The organism is Phaeobacter italicus (assembly GCF_019801785.1).
Classification (GTDB): domain Bacteria; phylum Pseudomonadota; class Alphaproteobacteria; order Rhodobacterales; family Rhodobacteraceae; genus Phaeobacter; species Phaeobacter italicus.
Genome location: NZ_JAHVIJ010000003.1, coordinates 288,155 through 308,283, shown reverse-complemented (window position 1 = coordinate 308,283; position 20,129 = coordinate 288,155). Strand labels below are relative to the sequence as shown.

The window sequence follows — 20,129 nt, the reverse complement described above, 5'->3', positions numbered from 1 at the left end:
GGCTACTGCGATGGCTGGCGGTTGAACCGCAGCTCCTTGCCAAGCGGCAGATAGGCCAGGATCAGGCTGCTCTCATCAAGGCTGAGAATGCGATAACACAGCGTCGGCCCGCCGCCATCGCTGGACTGGGCGAGAAGATACGGCCCCTCGCCGCTGTGGTCGCCGCAACTGGACTGGATTGACAGCATTTCAACCGAGGTGGGGATATCGCCATAGAAACTGGTGCGCTCTGCCCCTTTGACCCGGAAGCGGTCAAAACTGTCGGCTTCTGACACCCAAGTGCCCTCAAGATCTGCGAGCATCAGCTCTGTGCCCCTGTCCCGGCGTGGCACAACCTGATCCAGACGCGCCTGCGTGACGGTGTCAAAACGATTGACCTCAGTCCCGCGCAGCTGAACCCGCGTGCCCTCGGGCAGATTTTGCAGCGCGGCCAGAATGCTGAGGCTGGTGAACCCATCATCATCCACACAGATCTGCCCCTTGGCGCTGGTGAACTTGCACTGCAGCACCCCGTCACCCCGGCGGATGTCACAGCCTGTGAAGGTCGCCTCCAGCTTCAGCTGCGGCAGCTCTCCAGTGCCCTGGCGATCACCGGGGAGAGAATAGGCAGACAGGTAGACATCGAGATTGCCCTCTTCCGTCACGGCAAGCCCCCTGCCCGGTCTTGTGTCGATTTTGGCAAAGGCGCCAGGCAGATAGCCGCGCACGGCACAGTCATGATCGCCGAAAATGGTGAAATCCTCAGGCCCGACACAGAAGTTGATCCGCTCGTCGCGGAAGGTCCAGCCGGGGCTTTCACTGCGGAAATAGTAGAACCGATTAGTCAGCGGCCCCTCAACGATCGGCGCGCAGGCCCCTGGCAGGAGCATGGTCCAGCCCTCAGATATCCATTGACCATCCCGGCGAAACGCCACCGAGGAGGATTGCGGCACAGAGGTATCATTGCACAGGCGGATCCGCTCTGCCGCTGGCGCTGCAGAGGTGGCGCCACCCCAACCCAAGGCAGCAAGAAGAATTGCAAATGCAATTATGGCCTGCATTTTAGTCACCATGTTTCCCCACGGTGTAAAATCTACCACAGTTTTGTAACCGAATTACGAAATCAAACCTTTGTCGCCAAACTCGCGGGCGTAATTGCCCGTTTTTTAAGCACCGCCTCGCGCCAGGTGATAAAGCTGACCGCCGCAAGGATCAGGCAACCGCCAGCCACGACCCAGATATCGACCGGTTCGGCAAAGACCAGAGCCCCCAAAAGCGTGGCCCACAACAGCTGCAAGAACGTGACCGGCTGGGTCACCGTGACCGGCGCCGCCGCAAAGGCAAGCGTCATGGTGTAATGTCCGGCGGTTGCGAAACTTGCCACTGCAAAGAGAATGGCCAGCTCCCACAGATTGGGCGTAACCCAGACGGAGATTGCAAAAGGCGCAAGAAAGATGGTGACCCAAATCGACAGCATGGCAACCACCACAACCGGGTTGGTGCCTCCGACTGTTGACTTGGCCAGAAGGTAGGAGGCGCCAAACGCCAGCGCCGTGAACAGCATCGCGATATGCCCCATCTCAACCTCGCGGAAGCCGGGGCGCAAGATGATCAGGGCGCCGATCAACGCCACCACGATCGCACCAACGCGGCGCAGGGCCATCCGCTCTCCCAGGAACAGGGCCGCGCCGATGGAAACGTAGATAGGCGACAGGTAGTTCATCGCCGTAACCTCGGCGAGCGGGATCTGCGTCATCGCAAAGAACCACAGGATCACACCCAGCGTGTGCACAAACCCGCGCAACGCAAACAGCTGCCACAGCCGTTTGCTGATTTCGGTGCGGCGCAGTGCGGGCAGCATCGGCACCAGAAAGACCAGCCCCAGAAGATAGCGCAGAAACGCGGATTCCGCGGGCGGGATACGGTCGCCCAGATATTTGACCAATGCAGTCACCGCCACAAAGCAAAGCCCCGTGACCAGCATCCAAAACACCCCCATGACCGGCTGGCTGGCAGGGCTTTGGGGGGTGGTTGTGGTTTGGCTGTTGTCGGTCATGGTGCGGATCAGATCACTCCCCGCGTCGCGCCACAACCCTTCACATATGAAATATCCGTGCAAGGGAGGGTTCGCGACGTTTGGTTACATCAGCAAGAGTTTTGCGGCGATGGCCCACATGGTGAGCCCGACCAGAGCATCCAGCACCTGCCACGCGCGCGGTCGGGCAAACACCGGGGCGAGCACCGCAGCGCCATAGCCGAGGCTGAAGAAGAACGTAAAGCTCGCCACGACCGCACCGGCCCCGAACAGAAGCGGGTCAGGATATTGCGCTGAAATCGAACCGAGCAGCACCACCGTGTCGAGATAGACATGCGGATTCAGCCAGGTCAGCGCCAGAACGGTGGCCATCACGGGCAGCAGGGCCACGACCCTGCCCTCCTCTGCCGCGCTGTCCAGCTGCGCACCGCCCTGCCAGGCAGAACGCAGGCTGCGCGCGCCATACCAGATCAGGAAGGCCGCGCCGCCAAGCCGCATCACGGTTTCAAACCAAGGCACTGCCCCAGCGAGCGAGCCAAACCCCAAAACCCCGGCCGCAATCAACAGGGCATCTGATCCCGCACAGGTCAGGCAGATCCAGAACACATGCTGACGCCGCAGGCCCTGACGCAGCACAAAGGCATTTTGCGCACCAATCGCCATGATGAGGCTGAGGCCAAGGAAAAACCCCGCAATCAGGCTTGGGGGGATCGTCGTCGAGAGGGCGGCAATCATGGGGCCTGTTCCTTTTACCAGTGGCGAGAGCTGTTGGGGCAAGGTTTTGACTACCCAGTCACAGCAGTGTAATCAAATTAAAGAGATTGACCCTGATTAAGAAGGTCTAATGCAGTTCGACCCCAACCAACTCGCGGCGCTGGCGGCTGTTCTTCGACTGGGCAGCTTTGAGGCGGCGGCGCATGCTCTGTCGGTCACGCCATCGGCCATTTCCCAGCGGATCAAGGCGCTTGAGGATCGCGTGGGCAGCAGTCTGGTTCAGCGCGGCATCCCCTGTCTGGGCACCGAGGCAGGGATACGTATTGCCAAACACGCCGAGGATGTCGCCCTTTTGGAGGCCGCGGTGTCCAAGGATCTGAGGCTGGATCGCGCCGCCGGTGCCACACGTCTGCGGGTGGCGATCAATGCCGATAGTCTCGCCACCTGGTTTATCGCGGCAATGGCGGCCTGTGAGGGGGTAGAGTTTGATCTGGTGCTGGATGACCAGGATCACAGCGCGGACTGGCTGCGACGGGGCGAGGTTTCGGCGGCAGTCACGGCCCATTCCAAACCGGTCACGGGCTGCGACGCTTATGCCCTTGGCACATTGCGCTATATCGCCACCGCGTCGCCCGGATTTATTGCCAGATGGTTTGCCGAGGGGGTGACGGCGCAGAGCGCGGCACGGGCGCCCTGTCTGGTCTTTAATGCCAAGGACCGGCTGCAAAGCAGCTGGCTGGAGCAGCATGTTGCCCAACGGCTTGCGCCCCCGGTCCATTTCCTGCCATCCAGCCAGGCCTTTATTGATGCGGCTCTTGCGGGTGTGGGCTGGGGCATGAACCCGGATCAGCTGGTGGCGGGTCATCTTGGCTCTGGAACGCTGTGTCCCCTGAAAGAAGATGCTGCGCTCTTCGTTCCCCTGACCTGGCAGGTCAGCAGGGTCATGGCCCCTGCCCTCGCAGATGTGACCAAGGCGGTGCTGGCCTCTGCAAGGGAGACGCTGTTACAGTCAGCGCAATAGCCAAAAATACCTGTTGGGCCAGCCTTGCAGGTGAAGAAAAGACAGGGACCACTGATGTTTGCACGAACCGCGCTTTCCTATGACCCGCTGCCGCTGCCCGATCGCACCGATCTGAGCCCGGCAGAAATGCAGGACAAGGCCGAGGCCTTTCTGAAGCATATGCAACAGCGCCATACGGTGCGCGATTTCACCGACCAGCCGGTAGAGCGCAGCGTTATCGAAACCTGCATCCGCACCGCAGGCAGCGCGCCTTCGGGCGCCAATCATCAACCCTGGTTCTTTGCCGCGATTTCTGATCCCGCGCTGAAGGCGCGGATCCGTGAAGAGGCCGAGGAAGAAGAGCGCCGCTTCTACGAAGGCGGCGCCGGAGATGAGTGGATCAAGGCGCTGGAGCCGATCGGCACCGATGCCCACAAACCCCATTTGACCATCGCCCCCTGGCTGATTGTGGTGTTCGCCCAGCGATGGGGAGAGTTCGACGACGGCACCCGCTATAAAACTACTATGTGCCGGAAAGCGTGAATATCGCGACGGGGTTCCTGCTGGCGGCGCTGCACACGGCCGGGCTCAGCACGCTGACCCATACGCCCAACCCGATGAAGTTTCTGAACGGCGCGCTGGGGCGGCCTGCCTCTGAAAAGCCGACAATGATCATCGCGGTTGGTCATCCGACAGCGGATGCAACGGTGCCAAGCGTGGCCAAGATGAAAAAGCCGCTGGAGGAGATTTCAGCGTTTTTCTGATTGCGCCCAGTTTTTTGATCGCGCCAATCGGGACAGCCTGCGCGGGCGCCTTTGATTGGCGGGCTTTCTGAACCGCCCGCTCCGCACCACACCACACAAAAAAGCCCGCCATATCGGCGGGCTTTTAAGCTTTTGGAATGACGCCGGATCAGAGCTGCGCCATGACCTCGTCCGAGGCTTCGAAGTTGGTGGTCACACGCTGGACGTCATCGTCGTCTTCCAGCGCATCCACCAGCTTCATCAGCTTTTGCATGCCTTCCAGATCAAGCTCGGTCGTGGTGGTCGGTTTCCAGACCAGCTTGGTCGACTCGGATTCGCCCAGCTCTGCTTCCAATGCGTTGGACACCTCGTGCAGATCGGTGTCCGCGCAGTAGATCAGATGGCCTTCTTCGGAGCTTTCGACGTCTTCGGCGCCCGCCTCGATCGCGGCCATCATCACGGTGTCTGCATCACCAACAGAAGCCGGATAGGTCACTTCGCCCTTGCGGTCGAACATGAAGCCAACAGACCCGGTCTCGCCCAGGTTGCCACCGTTCTTGGAGAAGGTGGAGCGCACGGTGGAGGCGGTGCGGTTCTTGTTGTCGGTCATGGTTTCGACAATCACGGCAACGCCATTGGGGCCGTAGCCTTCGTAGCGGATCTCGTCATAGCTCTCTGCGTCGCCGCCTTGGGATTTCTTGATCGCGCGATCGATCACGTCCTTGGGGACAGACTGGCTTTTGGCTTCCTTGACTGCCAGACGCAGGCGCGGGTTCTTTTCCGGATCGGGGTCACCCATCTTAGCTGCGACGGTGATTTCCTTGGAGAGTTTGGAGAACAGTTTCGACCGCGCGGCGTCCTGACGGCCTTTGCGGTGCTGGATGTTCGCCCATTTGGAGTGGCCTGCCATGGTGCATCCTTGCTAATTCAATTTTGGATCTGGCGCCCATATAGCCCCGACACCGGGGGGCTTTCAAGCGCTGTGGCCCTGCAACGCCTGTCAGCGCCTTCCCCATGTGCCGCTCATTGCGTCCTTTTTTCCCGCAGCGCGCGCCATTGCAGCGGTTGCCCCCTGCCCGCGAGCGACTAGACTGGCGGCATGACATTTGACCAAATCGTGCTTTTCAGCCTTTTCGCCGCCGTCTTTGCCCTGCTGCTTTGGGGGCGTTACAGATATGATCTGGTGGCGTTCTCGGCGCTGATGATCGCTGTCGTGGTTGGTGTGGTGCCTGTGGATCAGGCGTTTTCCGGCTTTGGGCATCCAGCCACGCTTGTGGTGGCGCTGGTTTTGGTGGTCTCCGCCGGGCTGGTACGGTCGGGGGCGGTGTTTCTCATCACGCGCACGCTGGTGGACAGCAGCCGCGCGTTGGGCGCGCATATCGCGCTGATGGGCGGGATCGGTGCGGTTCTGTCAGCTTTCATGAACAACGTCGCGGCATTGGCGCTGCTGATGCCGGTCGACATCCAGACCGCAAGCAAGGCCGGGCGGGCACCGGGGCTGAGCCTGATGCCGCTGTCCTTTGCCACCATCCTTGGCGGGATGGCGACACTGATTGGCACGCCCCCCAATATCATCATTGCCGCGATCCGGCAGGAGACCCTGGGTGAGCCCTTTGCCATGTTCGATTTCGCCCCGGTGGGCGGCATCGCGGCCCTGGCAGGGCTGGTCTTTGTCGCGCTGATCGGCTGGCGCCTGATCCCGACACGCGAAAATGCAGCCGGGGCATCAGAGGCGCAGCTGGCGCAGTATATTGCAGAGCTGACGGTGCCGGAGGGGTCATCGCTGATCGATCGGCGGCTTGGCTCACTGGACGAGGAGGCGGACAAGGCGGATGTGGCCATCCTGGGGCTGATCCGCAATGGCAAGCGTCTATATGGGCGCGCAGCAGGTCAGATCCTGCGGGCGGGCGACGCGCTCGTTCTGGAGGCAACCCCTGAGGCGCTGGACGAGTTTCGCAGCGCAACCTCGCTCGACTTTGCGGATGCTGCGCGGCAGGAGAAGCTGACCGCCGCTGGCGAAGGTCTGGAGCTGATCGAGGTCGTGGTGCCGGAAACCGCCCGTATCAAGGGGCGCACAGCGCAGTCGCTTGGGCTTGCGTGGCGGCAGAACACCGTGCTGATGGGGCTGGCACGACAGGGGCGCAGGCTGACCAGCCACATCCGCCAACAGGAAATCGAGGCCGGAGACATCCTGTTGCTGCTGTGCCCGCGCGACCGCGGCGCCGATGTGACAGAGTGGCTGGGTTGCCTGCCGCTGGCAGAGCGCGGCCTGTCGGTGACGGCGAATGACAAGACATGGCTTGCCATCGCGCTGTTTGCAGGTGCGGTTCTGGCGGCGTCGCTGGGGTTGATCTATCTGCCCATTGCGCTGGGTCTGGTCGTGGTGGCCTATGTGCTGACCAAGATCCTGCCCCTGGCCGAGCTGTATGACCACATCGAATGGCCCGTTGTGGTTCTTTTGGGGTCGATGATCCCGCTTGGGGCGGCGCTGGACAGTGCGGGCGGCACCGCGTTGATTGCCGACAGTCTTCTGGCGCTGACCGAAGGTCTGCCCGCCTGGGTGATCCTGACTGTGCTGATGGTGGTGACAATGACCCTGTCGGATGTGCTGAACAACACCGCCACGGCCATCGTGGCGGCACCGGTTGGCATTCAGATGGCAAATGGGCTGGGCGTGTCGCCCGACCCGTTCCTGATGGCTGTGGCCGTGGCGGCCTCTGCGGCGTTCCTCACCCCGATCGGCCACAAGAACAACACCTTGGTTCTGGGCCCCGGCGGTTACCATTTTGGCGACTACTGGCGCATCGGCCTGCCTCTGGAGGTGCTGATTATCGCAGTGTCGATCCCGTCGATCCTGCTGTTCTGGCCGCTTTGATCCACCCAAGACGATTGCGCCCCTGTCCAAGCCACCTGCCCCCCCGTGACCCAACGACATCCTGCCGGGTCCCTGCAGAGGATTTGCCTGAACACCCAGCTGCCGCTTAGGCTGGCAAAAGGCAAACGGAGGGCCAGAGCATGACACGACCTGCCGATACCAGTGCTGATGTGATCATCGTAGGCGCAGGGCTTGCGGGGCTGGTTGCCGCCGCAGAACTGGGAGATCGCGGCAAATCCGTCATTCTGGTCGAGCAGGAGCCGGCACATTTCATCGGCGGTCAGGCGCATTGGAGCCTGGGTGGCCTGTTCATGATCGACACGCCAGAGCAGCGCCGCATGGGCATTCGCGATTGCACCGATCTTGCGCGGCGCGACTGGTTTGGCAGCGCTCAGTTCGATCGCGCCGAGGACCATTGGCCACAACGCTGGGCGCGGGCCTATCTGGACTTTGCCAGCGCAGAGATGCGCGCCTGGCTTTCCGGGCTTGGCATGCGCTGGTTTCCGGTTGTGGGCTGGGCCGAACGCGGGGGTGGCAGTGCCGAGGGGCATGGCAACTCCGTCCCCCGATTTCACGTCACCTGGGGCACCGGACCCGGTGTTGTCGCCCCATTTGCAGAGCGCGTCAGGGCCCATGCCGAGGCCGGGCTGATCCAGCTGCGGTTTCGCCATCAGGTGAGCCACATCATCACCCAGGGCGGCAGGATCCAAGGGGTTTCAGGCGAGATCCTCGCCCCGGATGAGGCCCCGCAGGGCGCACGCACCAGCCGCCATGAAATTGGCGAGTTCGAAATATATGCCCCATCGGTTCTGGTCGCCTCTGGGGGGATTGGTGGCAACCTTGAGGCGGTCCGGCGCAACTGGCCGACAGAGCGGCTGGGCCCCGCGCCAAAGACCATGGTGGCAGGTGTGCCCTTTCACGTTGATGGCCGCATGATCCCGATTACCGAGGCCGCAGGCGGCCATGTCATCAACGCGGACCGGATGTGGCATTACACCGAAGGGCTGCGCAACTGGGATCCGATCTGGCCCAACCACGGCATCCGCATTCTGCCCGGCCCGTCCTCCATGTGGTTTGACGCCAAGGGCGACCGGCTGCCTGCGCCCTATCTGCCGGGGTTTGATACGCTTGGCACACTGCGCGAGATCCTCAAGACCGGGCATGACTACAGCTGGTTCATCCTGAGCCAGAAGATCATTGAAAAGGAATTTGCCCTTTCCGGCTCTGAACAAAACCCGGATCTCAGCTCGGGCAGTTGGCGCGAGGTGTTGCGCGCGCGGCTTTTGTCCCGTGGCAAGGCCCCCGCCCCGGTCGAGGCTTTCAAAAAGCACGGCGCTGATTTCGTTGTCGCCGACACCCTGAGCGAGCTGGTCAAAGGCATGAATGAAATCGGTGATGTGGCGTTGGAAGAAACCCACCTGCGCCGCCAGATCGAAGCGCGTGACGCGCAGGCCGACAACCCCTTTGCCAAGGATGCGCAGCTGATCGCGATACATGCCGCGCGCCGTTATCTGGGGGATCGGCTGATCCGCACGGCCAAGCCACATCGCATTCTGGACCGGGCCAATGGGCCGCTGATTGCGGTACGGCTGAACATCTTGACCCGCAAGACGCTTGGTGGTTTTCAGACGGATCTTGAGGGCCAGTTGATCGGCGCGGATGGGCGGGCGATCCCCGGTCTGTTTGCCGCCGGAGAGGTCGCGGGATTTGGCGGTGGCGGATACCACGGCTATAACGCGCTGGAGGGCAGCTTTCTTGGCGGCTGTCTGTTTACCGGACGACAGGCAGGCCGATCCAGCGCCATTGCATGATCGGCGATTTTCGGCGGAAAATCATGGTTAACAAAACCTTACCTACCGTACTTAAAGCGGCCAGATGAACGGGATCAGCACAGAGGCCAAAAGCCCGATGCTGAGGTTCAGCGGAATGCCCACGCGCAGGAAGTCGGTGAATTTATACCCACCCGGCCCGTAAACCAGCATGTTGGTCTGATAGCCGATCGGCGTCGCAAAGGAGGCCGATGCCGCCACCATCACCGCCACCACCAGCGGGCGCGGGTCGATCCCCATCGCCTGGGCCAGCCCCACGGCGATGGGCGTCACCACCACAGCCACCGCATTGTTGGAGACCAGTTCCGTGAGGACAGATGTCAGCAGATAGACCGCCCAAACCAGCAGGAACGGCGGCAGCAGCGACAGCGACGGCGCGATCGCGTTGACGATGAGAGCCACGGCACCCGAACTCTCCAAGGCGGCGCCAATCGCCAGCATCGCAAAGATAAGCGTGAGCAAACGCCCGTCGACAAACGAAAACGCCTCGTCCGCGTCGATGCAGCGGGTCACTAGGACAATGGACACCGCAAGCACCGACAGCATCAGGATCGGCGCAACGCCAAGGGCCGCCAGCAGGACGATGCCGATCAACGCCACGATGGCAATCGGCGCGTGACGGCGGCGATAGGCCCGCACGGAAGGTTGCGAGACAGCCGCCATGTCCATATCTGCCGCGAGACGCTGAATGTCTTCGGCGTTACCTTCCAACAGAAGGGTATCCCCCACACGCACCACCAGATCCTCAAGCTGAACACCGATGTTCTGGTTTCTGCGATGCACGGCCAATGTGTAGACACCATAGCGCCGGCGCAGGCGCATGGCCCCCAGCGAGCGCCCGACCATTCGGCAGCCGGGGGTAATCAGCACCTCAACCGTGGTGGTTTCCACCGTGGAAACCTGATCCACGCGCTTGAGCTCTTTGTTGCGCTGCAGACTGAGCAGTTCGGTCATCTGGGTGCGCAGCACCACCCGATCGCCCACCTGCAGCTCTACCCCCTTGAGAGAGTTGCGCAGGGAGATATCGCCGCGAATGACGTCGACCAGGCGGACACCGGGGCGCTTGAACAGCTGGACGCCTGTGACTTCGCGACCGATCAGGTTGCTTTCCGGCGGGATCACCGCTTCGGTGAAGAACTTCATCCGCGACCGATCGCTGAGCAGGCTCGCCATGCTGCTGCGGTCAGGCAGCAGGCGCGGCGCGACAAAGCGCAGATAGATCATTCCCCAGGCCACCAGAATGAGCCCGAGCGGTGTAACCTCGAAAATCGAAAACGGCGCAAGACCCTGGGCGCGGGCCACGCCATCCACCAACAGGTTGGTGGACGTCCCGATCAGGGTCAGCGTCCCCCCCAATATGGCGGCATAGCTGAGCGGAATGAGCAGTTTTGACGCCGAAACGTTCAGCGTGCGCGCGATCTGGATAAACACCGGGATCATCACAACCACCACGGGCGTGTTGGACACCACGGCAGAGGCTGAAATCACAAACGCCATGAGGAGCGCAATCGCCAGCTTGGGGTTGACCTCGGCCTGTTTGCGGGCCTGTGCAGTAAAGGCATCAAGCGCCCCGGTCCGCACCAACGCCCCCATGATGATGAACATCGCCGCGATGGTCCAGGGCGCGGGGTTGGCCAGAACCGGCAAGGCCGCTTGATAGGGCAGAACACCGGTTGCCAGCATCACCGAAACACCGGCGAGCGCGACGACTTCGGTCGGAAAGGTCTCGCGCAGGAACGCCACGAACATTGCCACGACAATCAGCAGCGTGAGCACCGCGTCGCCTGTTTCACCAAGGGAAAAAAACTGCATGAGGGGTGATGACATCCAAGAGGTTAAAACAGGGTTTCCCAGTCAATCCAAAGCGCCCAGCCAGCCGTCAGGCCGGTGTGCGCCCGCCGGAGTGAACCCTAACACAAATTCTCAGGCAAGTGTCTTGCACAGTTGAAACAAAGGTGGCGAAAAAATCGGAACAGGCGTTTGCACGTCGATTGAGGGCGGGACTTATTTTCCCCGCAACGCTGCAAAAGCGGCACCAGATTTCGACCTGGAAACATTGGGCTGCCGACCCCACGGCCAGTGGTGGCGCCAAAGGCGCGCACCGACGGCTGTGGGGGTATGGAATCAGGGGGCCGCTTCCTCCAGCAGACCGCCGTGGCGGACCATGCGGATCGACTTGGCTGCGCCCGTGCGGTCGTCTGTTTCGACAAAGACCCCGGACAAGGTTGCCGGCCCTTCTGCGGGGGTAAAGCGGCTTTTGGGCATGCCTGTGAGGAAACGGCGCATCGGCTCGGCCTTGTCCATACCGATGACCGAATTGTAGTCGCCGCACATCCCCGCATCTGTCAGATAACCGGTTCCTTCGGACAGGATCTGTGCATCAGCTGTCGGCACATGGGTATGCGTGCCCACCACCAGCGAGGCACGCCCATTGCAGAAATGCCCCATGGCCATCTTTTCAGAGGTCGCTTCGCAGTGCATGTCCACGATCACCGCCTGCGCCAGCCCACCGCGCGGATGGGATTTCAGCACCGCTTCGACCGCACCAAACGGATCGTCAAAGGCGCGTTTCATGAACACCTGACCAAGCGCCTGCACCACAAGAACCTTGCGCCCGCCTGGCGCGTTGAACAACCGATAGCCCCGTCCCGGCGCGTTTTTGGCAAAGTTCAGCGGCCGGATGATGCGCGGTTCTTTTTCGATGAACTGCAGCATGTCCTTCTGGTCGAAGGCATGATCGCCAAGCGTGAGGCAATCCACACCTGCCGCCAGCAGCAGCTCTGCATGGTCAGCCTTCAGCCCCATGCCGTTAGAGGCGTTTTCGCCATTCACCACGACAAAATCCAGCCGCCACGCCTCGCGCAGTTGCGGCAGGTTTTCGGTGATCGCCTTGCGCCCAGCGCGGCCCATCACATCGCCCAGAAACAGAATTCTCATGAAATCCGGCATAGGGGCTGCATGACCAAAGCACAAGGCCATGCAACTGGGGCGAGTGCGCAGGGCAAAGCGCTGCCAAAAGCGGCGGTCTGGCTGGCAGAAACCGGCCAGACCCGCCCTCACCTAGGCATAGGCACCGGGCGAATAGGTGAGCTCGTAGCTGTGGGTGTAGATTTCAAAGACATTGCCAAAGGGATCTTCGACGTAGACCATCTTGTAGGGTTTTTCACCGGGATAGTATTCGCGGATGGGCATCCGCTGCTTGCCGCCCGCAGCAACGATCTTTTTTGTCAGCCCCTCGATATCGGGATCCTGAACACAGAAGTGAAAGATGCCATGGCGGCGGAAATCCAGATTGTTGTCGGGGGCGTGGTTGGCTTCGAATTCGAACAGTTCGATCCCGACGCGGTCAGCGGTCGACAAATGCGCGATGCGCAGGCTCCCCCAGCCCTTGCCGAAGACATCTGTACACATGCGCCCGATCTCGCTGTCGTCTTCGACCACCTCGGTCGCATCCATTATCACGTAAAAGCCCAGAACGTCGCGGTAGAACCGGATCGCTGCGTCGAGATCGGGAACAGAGAGACCGATATGTGAAAATCCGCGGGGTGTTGGCAGCATGACGTTTCCTTTCTGTGTCGCCTTGATGTTGGCAATGTTGCGTATGCGAAGGATGTAGGCTTGCCCGTTCAGAAAGAAAAATTATGATGTGGGAGATTAATCATAACGAATTGGAATGGACGTGCCGCTGAACGCCACATGGTTGGAAACCTTCACCACGCTGAGCGACGTCATGAGCTTTACCCGCACCGCCGAGCGGCTGAACATGACCCAACCAGGTGTCAGCCAGCATATCCGCAAGCTGGAGGACCAACTGGGACAGCCTCTGTTGCTGCGCGACGGCAAGCGGCTTGCCCTCACCGAAGCGGGGGAGCATCTGCGTCAGGTTGGTCTGCGACGCAGGCAGGAAGAGTTGCACCTTCGCCAGCGGCTTGGTCGGGATGATCCCGGTCAGGGACAGGTGCGTATCGGCTGTTCGGGGGGCTTTGCGCTGTTGCTGTGGCCTGCGCTCCGGGCGCATCTGCTGAGCCATCCGGGGCTGCAGATGTCCCTGGTTGCGATGCCCGCGCGCACCATGGAGCGGGCGCTGAGCGATGGCGAACTGGATCTTGCGATCATGCACGCGCCATCATCAATGGCACGTTTGGAAAGCCGGCAGATAGGTCAGGACCAGATCCGTTTGCTACTGCCGCCGGGGTCCGCTGCGCAAGTTGAACCTGACACCCTGCGCGAGCTGCCCTTTGTGGGCCATCCTGATGGGCAGAGCCTGCTTGCACGGGTGTGGCGGCGCAACTTCTCCGGCACCTTGCCCGAGGCAGAGCCACGGGTGTTCATCAACCAGATCGGGCAGATCCTGTTGCCGGTGGAGGCTGGGCTTGGCTATACGGCCTTGCCGGAAAGTGCATTGCGCGCATTGTCTGGCGCCTCGCAGCAGAGCGTCTCAGTCGCGAGCCTCCCCAATCCGTTGTCGGACCCTTTATGGCTGATTGCCCCCCAGCAGGAGGCAGAGCCTGCGCGTCTCCACCCCATCAGAGACATCATCTCTGAGGTGGCTGCCAGTCTGGCAGAGGCCCCCGCCCCTGCCCGGTAGTGGCGCAATGGCTCAGCGGATGTCGTAGATCCCGTTCTCGGTAACGATCATGTCCAGCGGCTGATCGGTTGGCTCCAGCGGCAGAGCGTCGGCGCGCTGTGCCTCATAGGCAAAACCGATCGCAAGTGTCGGCCGTTTGCCGCGCAGCAGCTCCAGCGTGCGGTCATAAAAGCCGCCACCATAGCCAAGCCGCCCCCCTCGCGCATCAAACCCAACAAGCGGCACAATCAGGATTTCGGGTTCGAAGTAGTCGTCGATCTCGGGCACCTTCGCCCCAAAAGGACCATCGCGCAACGCCCCTTCAGGAGTCCAGCGGCTGAACTTCAATGGGGTCTCGGCGGCCTGGATCACTGGCACACCAACCGGACCATGCGCGGCGGCCTCTGCCATTGCGGGCAGCGGGTCGATTTCGGTGCGGATCGGCATGTATCCCGCCAGCGGCACACCACGGTAGCCTGCCAACACTTCGGACAGATGGCCCGCCGTGCCGGGCTTGTTCATGTCATGGGCCGCCTTGCGACGCTGAAAGGCGGCCTTGCGGGCTTCGGCTTTGATCTGGGTGAGATCTTGCATGGGGGATCCTTTTTAGTGCGCGCCCCTGCCCGACTAGAACAGGACAGCGCCTGCCAGCCCGAGAAAGGCAAAGAAACCAACGATATCCGTCACAGTCGTCACAAAAGCCCCAGATGCGAGGGCCGGATCAACCCCGACTTTTTCAAGGATAATCGGCACCACCGTTCCAGCGAGCCCCGCGACGACCAGATTGATGACCATTGCGACTGCGATGACACCACCAAGCTGGGCCGAGCCAAACCAGATGATGCCGACGACACCCATGATGATCGCAAAAGCGAGACCATTCAAAAGCCCCACCAGCACCTCACGGCGGATGACCCGCCAGACGTTCGAGCCTGTCAGGTCGCGCGTGGCAAGAGCGCGCACGGCCACGGTCAGTGACTGGGTGCCCGCATTGCCCCCCATTGAGGCCACGATCGGCATAAGGACCGCCAACGCCACGAACTGTGCAATTGTGGCTTCGAACTGGGCGATCACGAGAGAGGCCAGAACAGCCGTGCCAAGGTTGACCGCCAGCCAGGGAAAGCGCTGTTTCGTTGTTGCGATGACACGGTCAGCCAGGCTGCCGTCGCTCACACCCGCGAGGCGCAGAATGTCCTCTTCGTGTTCTTCGTCCAGAACGATCATGGCATCATCAATGGTGATCACACCAACCAGCCGCCCCTCGTCGTCAACAACCGGGGCTGAGATGAGGTGGTACTGGTTGAAAGCATAGGCCACATCTTCCTCGTCCTGATCAACGGGGATGATCTGAAAGGTCTCTTCGACAATATCGGTCAGCCTGACATCACGCTTGGCGCCCATGATACGGCCAAGGGTGACGTTGCCGACAGGATGCAGGCGCGGATCAACCAGCACGACGTGATAGAATTGATCCGGGAGGTTGTCCGATTCCCGCATGAAATCAATTGCCTGACCCACGGTCCAATGTTCCGGCGCCATCACGACTTCGCGCTGCATCAAGCGACCAGCGGAGTTTTCCGGATAGCTCAGCGATTGCTGGACCGCGACCCTGTCAGCGTCTTCGAGCGATTGCAGGATCGCTTCCTGCTGGGGTTCCTCTAGATCTTCCAGAAGGTCGACAACATCGTCGCTTTCCAGATCCCGCACGGCCTCTGCGAGAACCTGCGGATTGAGGAGCCCGATCACCTCTTCCCGGATCGATTCATCCAGTTCCGACAGGATCTCACCGTCAAACTCTCGGCCGTACAGCTGAATGAGCGCGGCGCGATCCGGTGCGTTGATCTGCTCCAAAAGGTCGGCGATGTCGGCCGCGTGCAGCGGCTCCATCAACTCGGTCAGGAGGGCCTGATCATTTGCTTCGACCGCATCAAGAATCTGGGCCACGCGCTTGCGGTCCAGCTCATAGGCGTCCTCAGATCCCGGATCGACCATGTCTGCGTCGTTATCTGTGACCATCTGAGGCTCCTTTCCTGATTGCGTATGAAATAAAAGAAGCAGTTACCGAAAAACAATGACAATGTCGGAATTTACCGTCGGTGATGCTGCGCGTATCCTGCGCACTCCGATTTGGCAAGAAAGGACCGCATTCATGCAGGCGGAATACATCATTAGTGGGCAGGTGCTGTCGTTCGAGCACTCCCCCTTTGACGCAAATACCCCTGAGGACGCCGCCCGTCTGCATGAGGCCGTTGCCATCGGTGATGGCAAGATCCTTGCGGTTGGCACCAAGGCAGGATTGCAGGCAGATCATCCGGGCGCCGAGGTCGTGGATCACGGCGACCATCTGATCCTTGCAGGGTTTGTCGATGCACATGTGCATTTCCCACAGACCGCCATCATTGCAAGCTGGGGAAAACGGCTGATCGACTGGTTGAACAGCTACACCTTTCCCGAAGAGATGCGGTTTGCTGATCGTGCCTATGCCGATGATATCGCAAACCGCTATCTTGATCTGACACGGGCCAATGGCACCACGACGATGTGCAGCTACGGCACCATCCACCCCGAAAGCGTTGATGCGTTTTTCAGCGCCGCCAAGGCACGGGGCCAGCGCGTGATTGCCGGTAAGACCTGCATGGATCGCAACGCCCCAGACGGGTTGCGCGACACGGCGCAATCTGCCCATGACGACAGTGCTGCCCTGATCGCCCGTTGGCACGGGGTGGAGCGCTTGTCCTATGCCATCACACCACGGTTTTCACCCACCTCGACGCCCGAGCAGCTGGAGGCAATGGGCGCGCTTTGGGCCGATCACCCCGACTGTCTGATGCAGACCCATCTGAGCGAACAGACCGACGAGATTGCCTGGGTCAAAACCCTTTTCCCTGACGCCCGCGACTATCTGGACACCTACGAGAGCTTTGGCCTGCTGGGCGCGCGCGGGGTCTATGGGCACGCGATCCATCTGGAACCGCGAGAACGGGACCGACTGCGCGAGGTTGATGCCGCTTTGGTCCATTGCCCGACCTCCAACACCTTCATCGGATCCGGCCTGTTCGACATGGCGGGTCTGATGGCTGATGGTCATCGCGTTGGCCTGGCAACCGATACGGGCGGCGGATCCAGCTTTTCCATGCTGCGCACCATGGCTGCGGCCTATGAGGTGGGGCAGCTGCGTGGCACGCCCCTTCATGCAGCGCAGCTTTTGTGGCTGGCGACCCAAGGTTCGGCCCGGGCACTGCGACTGGACGATTGCATCGGCAATATCACAGTCGGCCACGAGGCGGATCTGGTGGTTCTGGATCTTGCCTCTACACCCGCAATTGCCCAGCGTAGCGCCCGCGCCGAAGACATCTGGGAGGCGGTGTTTGCCACCATCATGATGGGCGACGACCGCGCGATCGCAGAGGTCTGGATCAACGGCAAACGCGACTGACAATGAGAGGCGCTAGCGCGCCTCTCGCTCAGCCAAGCGCCATCAAACGGCGTGCCGCGCTTTGGTGGCGCTCTATGAGGGTTGGCAGATCCAATGTGGTCAGCATTCCATCGCGGACCACCTGCCGCCCCTCGACGAAGAGATGCTTGACCTGCGTCGGGCCAGCCAGAAGCATCGCTGCCGGATCCCAGCTGCCGCTTGAGGCAATGGCCGTCACATCCCAGATCGCGATATCCGCCCGTTTGCCGACGGCCAGTTGCCCCACGTCGGGCCGCCCCAGCACCTCTGCCCCGCCGCGGGTGGCAATTTCGAGGGCCTCATAGGCGCTCATCGCGTCGGCCCCCTGCATCACCCGCTGCAACAACATGGCCTGACGGGCCTCTGCGATGAGGCTCGCCATGTCATTGCTGGCAGACCCATCCACCCCCAGCGCCACCGGCACCCCGGCATCGCGCATCGCCCGTACCGGCGCGATACCGCTGCCAAGCCGACAGTTGGAGCACGGACAATGGGCAACCCCGGTCTTGGTGCGCTGGAACAGGTCTATTTCACCTGCGTCGAGTTTCACGCAATGGGCGTGCCACACATCCGGGCCGGTCCAGCCCAGATCCTCGGCATATTGGCCGGGGCGGCAGCCGAACTGGGAGAGGGAGTAGGCAATATCCTCGTCGTTTTCCGCCAGATGAGTGTGCAGCATCACCCCCTTGTCACGGGCCAAGATCGCACTGTCGCGCATCAGCTCGCGGCTGACCGAAAAGGGGGAACATGGCGCCAGAGACACCCGGCACATCGATCCCTCTGCCGGGTCGTGGAAGGCATCGACCACCCGGATCATATCGTTGAGGATGTCCTCTTCCTTTTCGACCAAGCTATCCGGCGGCAAGCCTCCTGCGCTTTCGCCGATGCTCATGGCGCCCCGCGTGGGTTGGAAACGCAATCCGATGTCGCGGGCGGCGTGGATTGTATCCTCCAGCCGGGAGCCGTTGGGATAAAGATAGAGATGGTCAGAGGTCAGCGTACATCCAGACAAGGCCAGTTCTGCCAACCCGAGCTGGGCCGAGACATGCATGTCGTCAGGCGTGAAGGCAGACCAGATCGGATAGAGCCTCTGCAGCCAGCCAAACAACAGCGCATCCTGGGCGCCGGGGACGGCGCGGGTCAGGTTCTGGTAGAGATGGTGATGGGTGTTGATCAGCCCCGGTGTCACCACCGAGCCTCGCCCATTCACGATGCTGCCATGCGTTTCAAGCTGCGTGCCGATTTCGGCGATGACGCCATCCTTCAGGCGGATATCGGCGCCCTCGAGCTTGCGGCGCTGATCGTCCATCGTCAGGACAACATCTACGGATTGAATAAGAATTTCGGACATAAGTCACACTCCACCAGATTGCCCGTTTCGGTGATGAAGTGTGAAGTGGCACCGACAGAATACGGGCAAAGGACTCGGCGCGCGGCCACAGACTAGCCCGGAAACCGTCGTCTTATCAAGCCTTTTGCTGAATAAGCTCCAGCGCGGCAGCGTGCAGCTCGGCTGTGGCTGCGGCAATCACCTGCCCGCCGTGATGGGCTGTGCCCCCCTGCCAGTCGGTGACAATGCCCCCAGCGGCCTGGATCAACGCAATCGGCGCCTGAATGTCGTAGGCATTGAGCCCTGCCTCGATCACAAGGTCACATTGCCCAGCCGCCAATAGCGCATAGGCATAGCAATCCATGCCATAGCGGGTCAGACGGACCTTGTCGGCCACCCGGTGAAAGGCCGCTGCCTCTGCGGCGGTTCCGACCTCGGGGAATGTGGTGAACAATGTCGCTTCGGACAGATCGGTTGTCTGGCGAACCTTGAGCAGGTGCTGCCCCATTGGACCCGTCACGCTTGCCCCGTCGGGGGAGCCGATGAAACGCTCACCGATGTAGGGCTGGTCCACCACCCCAAGGAAAGGCCCATTCTGATCCCCAAGGGCAATCAGGACACCCCATGTTGGCGTTCCGCTGATGAACCCACGGGTGCCGTCGATCGGATCCAGAACCCAGGTCCGCCCAGACCGGCCCTCGACTGCGCCGAACTCTTCCCCCAGGATGCTGTCCTCGGGCCGCAGATCACCAAGAACCGCGCGCATCGCCTCTTCGGCGGCACGGTCAGCCACGGTTACCGGGTCGAAGCCCTGGTCCAGCTTGTTGTCGGATTGAAGGCCTGCGGCGCGAAAATGCGGCAGGATGGCCTGACGTGCAGCATCGGCCATCCGATGGGCAACGTCTGTATCAGAAAGCGCGGTCGGTGTCATAGTGGAACGGGTGACATCCGACCGCGCAAATTTCAAGTCTTCTCCTGCCCCTCGGGGCTGGAATTTCAGGCGACGTCGCTCAGAACACGTGCGAGTTCAAAGAGGCGGCGGCGCTGGTTTTCCGGGATCGCGTAGTAGGAGCGAACCAGATCCAGAGCTTCCTTGTCGCCCATCAGATCGTCAGGCACCTGCGATTTTTCGGCAGCGCCATCGTCTTCCTGCAGCCCCTCAAAGAAGAAGCTGACCGGCACGCCAAGAGCGTCCGAGATATCCCAAAGACGGGAGGCGCTCACACGGTTTGCACCGGTTTCGTATTTCTGGATTTGCTGGAACTTGATGCCTACAAGTTCAGCAAGTTGCTGCTGCGTCATGCCGATGAGCCACCGGCGGTGCCGGATGCGCTTCCCCACGTGCACGTCCACTGGATGAGCCATGCGTTTCTCCTAATTTTTAATGCTGGAACCCGTCATCCAAACGGCTGTCATTTATTCCGCACACGTTGTCAGGGCCAATTGCCGTGTCATCGCTAACGGAATTCCCCATCAAGCCAATCGGAGCGTTCCCATTGCAGTTGAGTTTACGACCCTAGCGGTTGAATTCAAGCTGATACTCGCCCTGTCATGGGCCTTCGTGCGACAAACGCATGATTTTAAGCCCTATTTTTTCTTGTAT

The 20,129-nt window shown here is 61.2% G+C and carries 17 protein-coding genes and 1 pseudogene; 6 read left to right on the top strand and 12 right to left on the bottom strand.

Features of this window, described 5'->3' with window-relative positions; all coding sequences use genetic code 11:
- Positions 1–2 precede the first annotated feature (2 nt).
- The 3 genes from KUV39_RS09105 to KUV39_RS09095 all read right to left on the bottom strand — a co-directional run bounded on the left by KUV39_RS09105 (position 3) and on the right by KUV39_RS09095 (position 2,749).
- Positions 3–1,040 carry a DUF1036 domain-containing protein gene (locus tag KUV39_RS09105; RefSeq protein WP_222459596.1) on the bottom strand — a complete coding sequence of 346 codons (1,038 nt, stop codon included), beginning with the start codon at positions 1,038–1,040 and terminating at the stop codon, positions 3–5.
- A gap of 62 nt (positions 1,041–1,102) precedes the next feature.
- The gene (locus KUV39_RS09100) at positions 1,103–2,035 is read right to left on the bottom strand and encodes a DMT family transporter (protein ID WP_046211223.1); all 933 of its coding nucleotides are present in this window, start codon (positions 2,033–2,035) and stop codon (positions 1,103–1,105) included.
- A gap of 84 nt (positions 2,036–2,119) precedes the next feature.
- Positions 2,120–2,749, bottom strand: coding sequence for a LysE/ArgO family amino acid transporter (locus tag KUV39_RS09095; protein WP_244998297.1), 630 nt, complete (start codon positions 2,747–2,749; stop codon positions 2,120–2,122).
- A gap of 109 nt (positions 2,750–2,858) precedes the next feature.
- On the opposite strand from KUV39_RS09095, the gene KUV39_RS09090 reads away from it, so the two are divergent.
- Entirely contained in the window at positions 2,859–3,749 is an 891-nt protein-coding gene (locus KUV39_RS09090; RefSeq protein WP_008562192.1) for a LysR family transcriptional regulator ArgP, read from the top strand.
- 54 nt (positions 3,750–3,803) lie between these two features.
- Positions 3,804–4,492, top strand: a pseudogene (locus tag KUV39_RS09085) (nitroreductase family protein).
- 148 nt (positions 4,493–4,640) lie between these two features.
- Here KUV39_RS09085 and KUV39_RS09080 read toward each other — a convergent pair.
- Positions 4,641–5,381: a YebC/PmpR family DNA-binding transcriptional regulator gene (locus KUV39_RS09080; RefSeq protein WP_008560183.1), complete on the bottom strand. Its 741-nt coding sequence runs from the start codon at positions 5,379–5,381 to the stop codon at positions 4,641–4,643.
- Between the two features lie 189 nt (positions 5,382–5,570).
- On the opposite strand from KUV39_RS09080, the gene KUV39_RS09075 reads away from it, so the two are divergent.
- Complete coding sequence (locus KUV39_RS09075; RefSeq protein WP_222459595.1) at positions 5,571–7,346, top strand: SLC13 family permease; 1,776 nt, start codon at positions 5,571–5,573, stop codon at positions 7,344–7,346.
- A 140-nt stretch (positions 7,347–7,486) separates the two neighbouring features.
- Positions 7,487–9,157 carry an FAD-binding dehydrogenase gene (locus tag KUV39_RS09070; protein ID WP_222459594.1) on the top strand — a complete coding sequence of 557 codons (1,671 nt, stop codon included), beginning with the start codon at positions 7,487–7,489 and terminating at the stop codon, positions 9,155–9,157.
- Positions 9,158–9,208: 51 nt separating this feature from the next.
- On the opposite strand, the gene KUV39_RS09065 is transcribed toward KUV39_RS09070, so the two are convergent.
- The 3 genes from KUV39_RS09065 to KUV39_RS09055 form a co-directional block, all read right to left on the bottom strand.
- Positions 9,209–10,987, bottom strand: a complete 1,779-nt coding sequence (locus KUV39_RS09065) for an SLC13 family permease (protein ID WP_008562633.1) — start codon at positions 10,985–10,987, stop codon at positions 9,209–9,211.
- Between the two features lie 312 nt (positions 10,988–11,299).
- Entirely contained in the window at positions 11,300–12,112 is an 813-nt protein-coding gene (locus tag KUV39_RS09060; RefSeq protein ID WP_046211225.1) for a TIGR00282 family metallophosphoesterase, read from the bottom strand.
- A 123-nt stretch (positions 12,113–12,235) separates the two neighbouring features.
- Entirely contained in the window at positions 12,236–12,733 is a 498-nt protein-coding gene (locus KUV39_RS09055) for a lactoylglutathione lyase family protein (protein WP_222459593.1), read from the bottom strand.
- A 115-nt stretch (positions 12,734–12,848) separates the two neighbouring features.
- Here KUV39_RS09055 and KUV39_RS09050 point away from each other — a divergent pair, with 115 nt between their 5' ends.
- Complete coding sequence (locus KUV39_RS09050; RefSeq protein ID WP_222459592.1) at positions 12,849–13,763, top strand: LysR family transcriptional regulator; 915 nt, start codon at positions 12,849–12,851, stop codon at positions 13,761–13,763.
- A gap of 12 nt (positions 13,764–13,775) precedes the next feature.
- Here KUV39_RS09050 and KUV39_RS09045 read toward each other — a convergent pair whose 3' ends face one another.
- Together KUV39_RS09045 and mgtE are read right to left on the bottom strand one after the other, a co-directional pair.
- Positions 13,776–14,336, bottom strand: a complete 561-nt coding sequence (locus tag KUV39_RS09045) for a 5-formyltetrahydrofolate cyclo-ligase (RefSeq protein WP_008562723.1) — start codon at positions 14,334–14,336, stop codon at positions 13,776–13,778.
- A gap of 33 nt (positions 14,337–14,369) precedes the next feature.
- Positions 14,370–15,758, bottom strand: coding sequence for a magnesium transporter (gene mgtE, locus KUV39_RS09040; RefSeq protein WP_008560451.1), 1,389 nt, complete (start codon positions 15,756–15,758; stop codon positions 14,370–14,372).
- 133 nt (positions 15,759–15,891) lie between these two features.
- Here mgtE and guaD point away from each other — a divergent pair, with 133 nt between their 5' ends.
- On the top strand, positions 15,892–17,178 hold the full coding sequence (gene guaD, locus KUV39_RS09035; protein ID WP_222459591.1) for a guanine deaminase: 1,287 nt from the start codon (positions 15,892–15,894) through the stop codon (positions 17,176–17,178).
- A gap of 28 nt (positions 17,179–17,206) precedes the next feature.
- On the opposite strand, the gene KUV39_RS09030 is transcribed toward guaD, so the two are convergent.
- The 3 genes from KUV39_RS09030 to KUV39_RS09020 all read right to left on the bottom strand — a co-directional run bounded on the left by KUV39_RS09030 (position 17,207) and on the right by KUV39_RS09020 (position 19,891).
- Positions 17,207–18,547: an 8-oxoguanine deaminase gene (locus KUV39_RS09030; RefSeq protein WP_008559346.1), complete on the bottom strand. Its 1,341-nt coding sequence runs from the start codon at positions 18,545–18,547 to the stop codon at positions 17,207–17,209.
- Positions 18,548–18,662: 115 nt separating this feature from the next.
- Positions 18,663–19,457, bottom strand: a complete 795-nt coding sequence (gene hisN, locus KUV39_RS09025; RefSeq protein ID WP_222459702.1) for a histidinol-phosphatase — start codon at positions 19,455–19,457, stop codon at positions 18,663–18,665.
- A gap of 65 nt (positions 19,458–19,522) precedes the next feature.
- Positions 19,523–19,891, bottom strand: a complete 369-nt coding sequence (locus KUV39_RS09020; protein ID WP_037302203.1) for a helix-turn-helix domain-containing protein — start codon at positions 19,889–19,891, stop codon at positions 19,523–19,525.
- Positions 19,892–20,129 lie beyond the last annotated feature (238 nt).

What these genes read in the sequence shown, in the direction of transcription:
- KUV39_RS09105 (WP_222459596.1), bottom strand. Translation starts at nt 1,040, where the DNA reads ATGCAGGCCATAATTGCATTTGCAATTCTTCTTGCTGCCTTGGGTTGG.
- KUV39_RS09100 (WP_046211223.1), bottom strand. Translation starts at nt 2,035, where the DNA reads ATGACCGACAACAGCCAAACCACAACCACCCCCCAAAGCCCTGCCAGC.
- KUV39_RS09095 (WP_244998297.1), bottom strand. Translation starts at nt 2,749, where the DNA reads ATGATTGCCGCCCTCTCGACGACGATCCCCCCAAGCCTGATTGCGGGG.
- KUV39_RS09090 (WP_008562192.1), top strand. Translation starts at nt 2,859, where the DNA reads ATGCAGTTCGACCCCAACCAACTCGCGGCGCTGGCGGCTGTTCTTCGA.
- KUV39_RS09080 (WP_008560183.1), bottom strand. Translation starts at nt 5,381, where the DNA reads ATGGCAGGCCACTCCAAATGGGCGAACATCCAGCACCGCAAAGGCCGT.
- KUV39_RS09075 (WP_222459595.1), top strand. Translation starts at nt 5,571, where the DNA reads ATGACATTTGACCAAATCGTGCTTTTCAGCCTTTTCGCCGCCGTCTTT.
- KUV39_RS09070 (WP_222459594.1), top strand. Translation starts at nt 7,487, where the DNA reads ATGACACGACCTGCCGATACCAGTGCTGATGTGATCATCGTAGGCGCA.
- KUV39_RS09065 (WP_008562633.1), bottom strand. Translation starts at nt 10,987, where the DNA reads ATGCAGTTTTTTTCCCTTGGTGAAACAGGCGACGCGGTGCTCACGCTG.
- KUV39_RS09060 (WP_046211225.1), bottom strand. Translation starts at nt 12,112, where the DNA reads ATGAGAATTCTGTTTCTGGGCGATGTGATGGGCCGCGCTGGGCGCAAG.
- KUV39_RS09055 (WP_222459593.1), bottom strand. Translation starts at nt 12,733, where the DNA reads ATGCTGCCAACACCCCGCGGATTTTCACATATCGGTCTCTCTGTTCCC.
- KUV39_RS09050 (WP_222459592.1), top strand. Translation starts at nt 12,849, where the DNA reads ATGGACGTGCCGCTGAACGCCACATGGTTGGAAACCTTCACCACGCTG.
- KUV39_RS09045 (WP_008562723.1), bottom strand. Translation starts at nt 14,336, where the DNA reads ATGCAAGATCTCACCCAGATCAAAGCCGAAGCCCGCAAGGCCGCCTTT.
- mgtE (WP_008560451.1), bottom strand. Translation starts at nt 15,758, where the DNA reads ATGGTCACAGATAACGACGCAGACATGGTCGATCCGGGATCTGAGGAC.
- guaD (WP_222459591.1), top strand. Translation starts at nt 15,892, where the DNA reads ATGCAGGCGGAATACATCATTAGTGGGCAGGTGCTGTCGTTCGAGCAC.
- KUV39_RS09030 (WP_008559346.1), bottom strand. Translation starts at nt 18,547, where the DNA reads ATGTCCGAAATTCTTATTCAATCCGTAGATGTTGTCCTGACGATGGAC.
- hisN (WP_222459702.1), bottom strand. Translation starts at nt 19,457, where the DNA reads ATGACACCGACCGCGCTTTCTGATACAGACGTTGCCCATCGGATGGCC.
- KUV39_RS09020 (WP_037302203.1), bottom strand. Translation starts at nt 19,891, where the DNA reads ATGGCTCATCCAGTGGACGTGCACGTGGGGAAGCGCATCCGGCACCGC.